Below are 6,922 nucleotides of genomic sequence, written 5' to 3' on the forward strand. Positions count from 1 at the left end.
ACTCACTTCAGCCTGCTGGAGGCGAGGATGGACACCAGGTGCAGCAGGGTCTGCAGCAGGGCGATACCGGCGAGGACGGCCGTGCCGAGCCGGGTGAAGAACAGATCGCCGCGGGCCTGGTCGACGATCGCGAGGACCAGGATCAGCAGCGAGGCCTCGATGCCGAGGATGAGGCGGTGGAACCTGAGCGCCGCGGCGGCCCGGCGGGCCAGCGCCATGCCGGAGGAGCGCGGCTCGGCGGCGGCCTCCTGCACGGGCGGCTTGCCGGCCTGGTGCCGGGCGACGCCGACCAGGTCGGTCTCGGCCTTGATCAGGATGGCGCCGAGGGCGGCGAGCGTGCCGAGGAAGGCCCACAGCCAGTCGATACGGCCGCTGCCCCACAGGTCGGCGGCGCGCAGGCCGAGGCCCACCAGGACGGCCGCGTCGGTCAGATAGGCGCCGACGCGGTCCAGGTAGACCCCGTTCAGCGAGTACTGCTTCTTCCAGCGGGCGATCTCGCCGTCGACGCAGTCCAGCAGCAGATACAGCTGGGTGGCGACCACGCCGAGCACGGCGCCCCAGATCCCCGGCACCAGCAGTGCCGGGGCCGCGAGCACGCCGCAGACGGTCATCAGGTACGTGAGCTGGTTGGGCGTGACCCTGGTGGTGACCAGGTAGCGGTCGATGCGCAGGGACACCTCGCGCATGTAGAGGCGTCCCGCCCAGTGCTCACCGCTGCGCCGGTCCTTCACCCCCGCGGGGTGGACGACCGGACGGAGTTCAGCTACCGATGGCCTTGACATAGTCGGCGTAGATGTCCTTGATCTGGTTCGTCTTGAGGTCGAGGTGCTCGAGGATCGTGTAGCGGCCGGGCCGGGTCTCGGGGGCGAACTCCACCGCGCGGACGAACTCGTCCAGGGTGAAGCCGATCTCCTCCGGCAGCACCGGGAGCCCGTGCCGGCGCAGCACGAAAGCGGTGTGCACCGCCTCCTCGTGCGCCCCGCGCAGATACATCGCGAAGGCCGCGCCGAGCCCGCACTGTTCGCCGTGGGCGGCCGCCCGCTTGGGGAACAGCAGGTCGAAGGCGTGGTTGATCTCGTGGCAGGAGCCGGAGGACGGCCGGGAGTCGCCGGAGATCGACATCGAGATGCCGCTGAGGACCAGCGCCTCGGCGAGCACCTGGAGGAAGCCGTTGTCGCCGATGCCGCCGGGGTGGCGCAGCACCGCCTCGCCGGCCTGGCGGGCCATGGCCGCGGCGAGACCGTCGATCTTCTCGCCGGTGACCCGGTTGGACAGCTCCCAGTCCGCGACCGCGTTGATGTTGGAGATCGCGTCGCCGATGCCGGCCCGCACGAACCGGGCCGGGGCCTCGCGGATCACGTCCAGGTCGATGACGACCGCGATCGGGTTCGGCACGCCGTAGGAGCCGCGTCCGGCGTCGTTGTCGAGCGTGGCGACCGGCGAGCACAGACCGTCGTGCGCGAGGTTCGTCGGTACGGCGACCAGGGGCAGGCCGACGCGGGCCGCGGCGAACTTGGCGCAGTCGATGATCTTGCCGCCGCCGAGCCCGACCACCGCGTCGTAGTGGCCGGACTTCATCTCGCCGGCCAGCCGGATCGCGTCGTCGAGGGTGCCTCCGCCGACCTCGTACCAGGTGGCGCCGGGCAGCGAGGGGGCGATGCGCTCGCGCAGCTTGGCGCCGGAGCCGCCGCTGACGGCGACGGCGAGCCGGCCGGACTGCGCGATGCGCTCGTCGGCGAGGACACCGGCCAGGTCGTCGAGGGCACCCGGGCGGATGTCGACGACGACCGGCGAGGGAATGAGCCGGGTCAGTAGCGGCACGCGATCTCCCGTCCCTTGGCGAGGTCGTCGTGGTTGTCGATCTCGACCCACTGGACGTCGCCGATCGGCGCCACGTCGATGCGGAAGCCGCGGTTGACCAGCTCCTGGTACCCGTGCTCGTAGAACTGCTGCGGGTCGGTCTCCCAGACCGTCTTCAGCGCGTCGGCCAGGTCGGGGGCGGCGTCGCCCTCGATCAGGGTGACGCCGATGTACTCGCCGGTGGCCTCGGCGGGATCCATCAGCTTGGTGATCTTCGTCATGCCCTTGTCGGCGTCGACGACGACCTTCATCTCCTCGTCCGCGAGGGACTTCACGGTGTCGAGCGCAAGAATGATCTTCTTACCTTCGCCACGCGCGGCGAGCAGCGTCTTCTCGACGGAGACCGGGTGGACGGTGTCTCCGTTGGCGAGGATCACACCGTCCTTGAGGGCGTCACGGCCGCACCACAGGGAGTAGGCGTTGTTCCACTCCTCGGCCTTGTCGTTGTCGATGAGGGTGAGCTTGAGGCCGTATTTGGCCTCCAGCGCCTCCTTGCGCTCGTACACGGCCTCCTTGCGGTAGCCGACGATGATCGCGACCTCGGTCAGCCCGATCTCGGCGAAGTTGCCGAGGGTCAGGTCGAGCACGGTGATCGAATCCTCTATGCCGGCCGGCCCCACCGGTACCAGTGCCTTGGGCAAACTGTCGGTGTAGGGGCGCAGACGCCGTCCGGCGCCGGCCGCCAGCACGAGGCCGATCATGCGGGTTCTCCTTCGTCGTGTACGGCTGGGGCCCCTGCGGAGACCCAGAAGCGGATGCTCTCTACGAGCACCACGAGGGCGACGGCCACGGCGAGGACCGTGAGCGCGACCGTGAACTGCGGGGCGGTGAGCACCGCGGCCAGAACGGTGACGAGCAGCGTCCGCCCTTCGTGCCCCCCGATGGCGCGCACCAGCCAGGCCGGGGGCGCCCCGGCGTCGCCGCGGATGCGGTACACCGTGTCGTAGTGATGGTAGGCGACGGCGGCCACCAGCCCGAAAGCCGCAGGAAGGGCGCCGTTTACCCCCGCCTTACCCGCGAGGGCCAGGACGGTGCCGTACTCGGCGGCCCGGAAGAAGGGCGGGACCAGCCAGTCGAGGGCGCCCTTGAGGGGGCGGGCGACGGCGAGGGCCGAGGTCAGGACGTAGACCAGGGCGCCGATCACCGGCAGCACCGAGCCGTGGTCCGTGAAGGCGGAGCAGGCGACGACCGCGGCGCCGCCCGCGAAGGCGACAGCGGGTACGGCGAGGCCCGGCAGGCCCCGCTTGAGCACGCGCCGTACGGCCTCGGTGAGCGGGCCGGAGTCGGCGAGGTCCGCGAGCGCCTGGGCGGCCCGGCCGGTGCGCCGCGCCTTGCGGGTCAGGGACCGCAGCACACGGCCCGCCGTGGTGTACGTCGCCGCGAGGGCGCAGCCGATGAGCAGGACGTAGAAGGTGATCCGGGGCGTGGTGGCCGCGGTCAGGATCGCGATCATCGCCCAGCGCTCGCCGATGGGCAGGACTATCATCCGCCGCAGCCATATCGTCCAGCCGACGCTGTCCAGCTTGTCGGAGAGGGCAGCGGTCGGGCTGGTGTTGGCGGTGGCGTCGTGGTTGGCCTCGTTGAAGGCGAAGTCCACCGTGTGCCGGCAGGTCTGCAGGACCATCGCACCGAGGGCGAGGGCCCACACGTCATCGCCGCCGTGGGCCGCACCGAGGGCGAGGCCGGCGTAGTAGGCGTACTCCTTGGCCCGGTCGAAGGTGGCATCCAGCCAGGCGCCGAGTGTGGAGTACTTCAGCGCGTAGCGGGCGAGCTGGCCGTCGGTGCAGTCCAGGACGAACGAGGCGATGAGCAGGACGCCGGCCGCGATGAACCCCGCGCGCGTGCCCGTCGCCGCGCAGCCCGCCGCGATCAGGGCGGTGAGCAGCGAGGCCGTGGTGACCTGGTTCGGGGTCAGGCCGCGGCGGGCGCACCAGCGGGCCAGGTAGCGCGAGTACGGGCTGATGAAGAACGTGGTGAAGAAGCCGTCGCGGGACTTCACGGCCGACTTCAGGCGTACGGCCTCGTCGTCGACGGCGGCGACGGCCTGGCGGGCCTCGTTGCGGGCCTGCGGGTCGGCGGGGACGGCGGCGACCAGGCTGCCCAGCTCCGGCCGGTGCACCGCGCAGCCGTCGGCGTCGAGGGCGGTGACGATGCGGTCGGCGAGGCTGTCCACGGCGAGCGCCGTACCGCCGCCGGCCGAGGTCTCGCGGGCCACCGCCCGGGTCAGCTCCTGCCGGGCGGCCCGCTGGGCGGTGACGGCGCCGGGGACGGCGGAGAGCGGGAAGCGCGGGTCGGTCAGGCCGAGGCGCAGCGCGTGCGGGTGGCCGACGAAGCGGGCGTCGACCAGGGCCACGCGCTCGCCGGCCGGAGCGGCGGCGAGCAGGGTCTCGGCCTCGGCGGCGTCCGCTGCCACCCGGACGTCGAAGCCGAGCGCCCGCAGATCGTTCTCGAGGGACGATCCGGGCACCGGCTGACCCGTGACGATGGCGGTCGACAACCGAACTCACTCCCTGGGTGCCGACGCGCGGGCGCCGGTCTCTCACATGATGGGGCGCCCTGTCCGCGGCACCCGGGCGGCATGTCGGCAGAGGCTATCCGATGGGCGGGAGTCCCTGTTCACCGGCCGTTCACGGCCGGGCCCACGGGTGCTGCCCGGTCCTTTGCCGCGATCATCATCGGGGATCCGGGGCCCACCCCACAAACCGTCGGCGCAGAACCGGGCAACCGGGACAGGGGGACGGGGCGCTCAGGGCCTGCCCGGCAATTCCCGTCGTCCGCCCGGTGGGCGGGCCCGTGCGGCCCCTCCAGGGGAGTGCGTGCCAGGCGTCGCGGGGCTGGAGCACCTCCCACGCACATGAAGCAGTGGGGAGGGCAGTGCCGGACAGGCCTTTAGATCTGACGCTGAACATCGGGCGGGGCGAGGGTGTCTCGGTGCGCGAGCTGATCACGGTCATCGGGGAGGTCACCGGGGACCACCGGGAGCCGCTGGTGGAGGGACGCCGGCCGGGGGACGCGCCGCGTTCGGTCGCCTCGGCCGAGCGGGCCGGGAAGGAACTGGGCCGGCGGGCCGGGCGCGGGGTGCGCGAGATGGTGGAGTCGGCCTGGCGGGGGTGGCAGCGGCACCACGGCCGCTGAGCCGGGCAAGCGCACCACGGCACCGGGCCGGGCGCGGCCCTGCCCCACCCGCCCTGACCTGCGGAACGTTTCCGCAGGTCAGGGCACATGACAACGGTGTTCAGTACCGCGTTGCCCCATACCCCCCACCCGTAGTTCACTGGGCCCTGCCGGACGGAACAGGGAAGGGCGGTTGTCATGGGGGCAGGGCACGACCACGGGCATGCGCACAGCCATGCGCCGGCCACGGGTACGGCTGCGGCGGCCTACCGGGGCCGGCTGCGGATCGCGCTGGGCATCACGCTCACGATCATGCTGGTGGAGATCGTCGGCGGCCTGCTCGCGGATTCGCTCGCGCTGATCGCGGACGCGGCGCACATGGCGACCGACGCGGTGGGCCTCGGCATGGCCCTGCTCGCGATCCACTTCGCGAACCGCCCGCCGAGCACCAACCGCACCTTCGGCTACGCCCGCGCCGAGATCCTCGCCGCCCTGGCCAACTGCGTGCTGCTGCTCGGGGTCGGCGGATACGTCCTGTACGAGGCGGTCGAGCGGTTTGTGACGCCCGCGGACACCCGCGGCGGCCTGATGGTCGTTTTCGGTCTGATCGGCCTGGTCGCGAACTCGGTCTCACTGACCCTGCTGATGCGCGGGCAGAAGGAGAGCCTGAACGTGCGCGGCGCCTTCCTGGAGGTCGCCGCGGACGCGCTGGGCTCGGGGGCGGTGCTGGTCTCGGGAGCGGTGATCCTCACCACCGGATGGCAGACCGCCGACCCGGTCGCCTCGATCGCCATCGGCCTGATGATCGTGCCGAGGACGCTGAAGCTGCTGCGCGAGACGCTGGACGTGCTGCTGGAGTCGGCTCCGAAGAACGTCGACATGGCCGAGGTGCGGGCGCACATCCTGGCGCTGGACGGCGTGGAGGACGTGCACGACCTGCATGCCTGGACGATCACTTCGGGCATGCCGGTGCTGTCGGCGCACGTGGTGGTCAGCTCGGACACGCTGAGCGCCATCGGGCACGAGAAGCTGCTGCATGAGCTGCAGGGCTGCCTCGGCGATCACTTCGATGTGGAGCACTGCACCTTCCAGCTGGAGCCGGGCGGGCACGCGGAGCACGAGGCTCGCCTGTGCCACTGACGGTCCGCTCGGGCGTTCGACGCCCCTGGGCGATTCCGTGCTTCTCCGACCGGGCACGATGATCTACCGGGTCCGGCTTCGGCACCGCGCCGCGCGTCGGCATGGCGGAAAGTGCCGGGAGTGCCGGATTCGTACGGCAGACTTGGAGTGCGAAGACCGAGGCGAAGGATGGGTATGCCGATCACACCTGCCACCGCGAAGCACAGCTCGTCGAATGGCACCGAAGAGGCGATTCTGCTGGAACTGGTCGACGAGAAGGGTGTCACGATCGGTACGGCGGAGAAGCTCGCCGCCCACCAGCCGCCCGGACAGCTGCATCGCGCGTTCTCGGTGTTCCTCTTCGACGAACAGGGACGGCTGCTGCTCCAGCAGCGGGCGCTCGGCAAGTACCACTCCCCCGGTGTCTGGTCCAACACCTGCTGCGGCCACCCCTTCCCCGGTGAGGCGCCGTTCGCCGCCGCGGCCCGGCGCACGTTCGAGGAGCTGGGCGTGTCCCCGTCGCTGCTCGCGGAGGCGGGCCGGGTCCGCTACAACCACCCCGACCCGGCCTCGGGCCTCGTCGAGCAGGAGTACAACCACCTGTTCGTCGGCCTGGTGCAGGCGCCGCTCGCCCCGGACCCGGAGGAGGTCGGCGGGACCGCCTTCGTGACGGCGGCCGAGCTGACGGAGCGCCACGAGCGCGACCCGTTCTCGGCGTGGTTCATGACCGTCCTGGACGCGGCCCGCCCGGCGATCAGGGAACTGACGGGCCTGTCCGCGGGCTGGTGAGAGGCACTCCGGCAGCGTCACGGGGGCTACGGCTCCACGA

Annotated in this window: 6 protein-coding genes and 1 pseudogene; 3 read left to right on the plus strand and 4 right to left on the minus strand. The window is 71.7% G+C overall.

All coding sequences use genetic code 11. From position 1 onward, the window contains the following. Positions 1–2: 2 nt before the first annotated feature. From M878_RS56255 to M878_RS56270, 4 genes are read right to left on the minus strand one after another with little or no spacing between them, the layout of a single operon-like run. Positions 3–782 (minus strand): CDP-alcohol phosphatidyltransferase family protein, encoded by a 780-nt coding sequence (locus tag M878_RS56255; RefSeq protein WP_078630205.1) that lies wholly within the window; start codon positions 780–782, stop codon positions 3–5. Next, a complete protein-coding gene (locus tag M878_RS56260) occupies positions 760–1,821 on the minus strand; it encodes an iron-containing alcohol dehydrogenase family protein (RefSeq protein ID WP_023545306.1) in 1,062 nt (353 codons plus the stop codon). The genes M878_RS56255 and M878_RS56260 overlap by 23 nt, the downstream gene beginning before the upstream one ends. Then, on the minus strand, positions 1,809–2,561 hold the full coding sequence (locus M878_RS56265; RefSeq protein WP_023545307.1) for a phosphocholine cytidylyltransferase family protein: 753 nt from the start codon (positions 2,559–2,561) through the stop codon (positions 1,809–1,811). Before M878_RS56265 ends, M878_RS56260 begins: the two co-directional genes overlap by 13 nt. After that, positions 2,558–4,357 (minus strand): DUF5941 domain-containing protein, encoded by a 1,800-nt coding sequence (locus M878_RS56270; protein WP_023545308.1) that lies wholly within the window; start codon positions 4,355–4,357, stop codon positions 2,558–2,560. Before M878_RS56270 ends, M878_RS56265 begins: the two co-directional genes overlap by 4 nt. A 353-nt stretch (positions 4,358–4,710) precedes the next feature. On the opposite strand from M878_RS56270, the pseudogene M878_RS56275 reads away from it, so the two are divergent. The 3 genes and pseudogenes from M878_RS56275 to idi all read left to right on the plus strand — a co-directional run. After that, positions 4,711–4,995, plus strand: a pseudogene (locus M878_RS56275) (UDP-glucose 4-epimerase GalE); the annotation flags it as partial. A gap of 177 nt (positions 4,996–5,172) precedes the next feature. Continuing rightward, a complete protein-coding gene (locus M878_RS56280) occupies positions 5,173–6,114 on the plus strand; it encodes a cation diffusion facilitator family transporter (RefSeq protein ID WP_023545310.1) in 942 nt (313 codons plus the stop codon). 174 nt (positions 6,115–6,288) lie between these two features. Continuing rightward, positions 6,289–6,882 carry an isopentenyl-diphosphate Delta-isomerase gene (idi, locus tag M878_RS56285; RefSeq protein WP_023545311.1) on the plus strand — a complete coding sequence of 198 codons (594 nt, stop codon included), beginning with the start codon at positions 6,289–6,291 and terminating at the stop codon, positions 6,880–6,882. Positions 6,883–6,922 lie beyond the last annotated feature (40 nt).

It is taken from the genome of Streptomyces roseochromogenus subsp. oscitans DS 12.976 (genome assembly GCF_000497445.1).
In the GTDB taxonomy this organism is placed as follows: domain Bacteria; phylum Actinomycetota; class Actinomycetes; order Streptomycetales; family Streptomycetaceae; genus Streptomyces; species Streptomyces oscitans.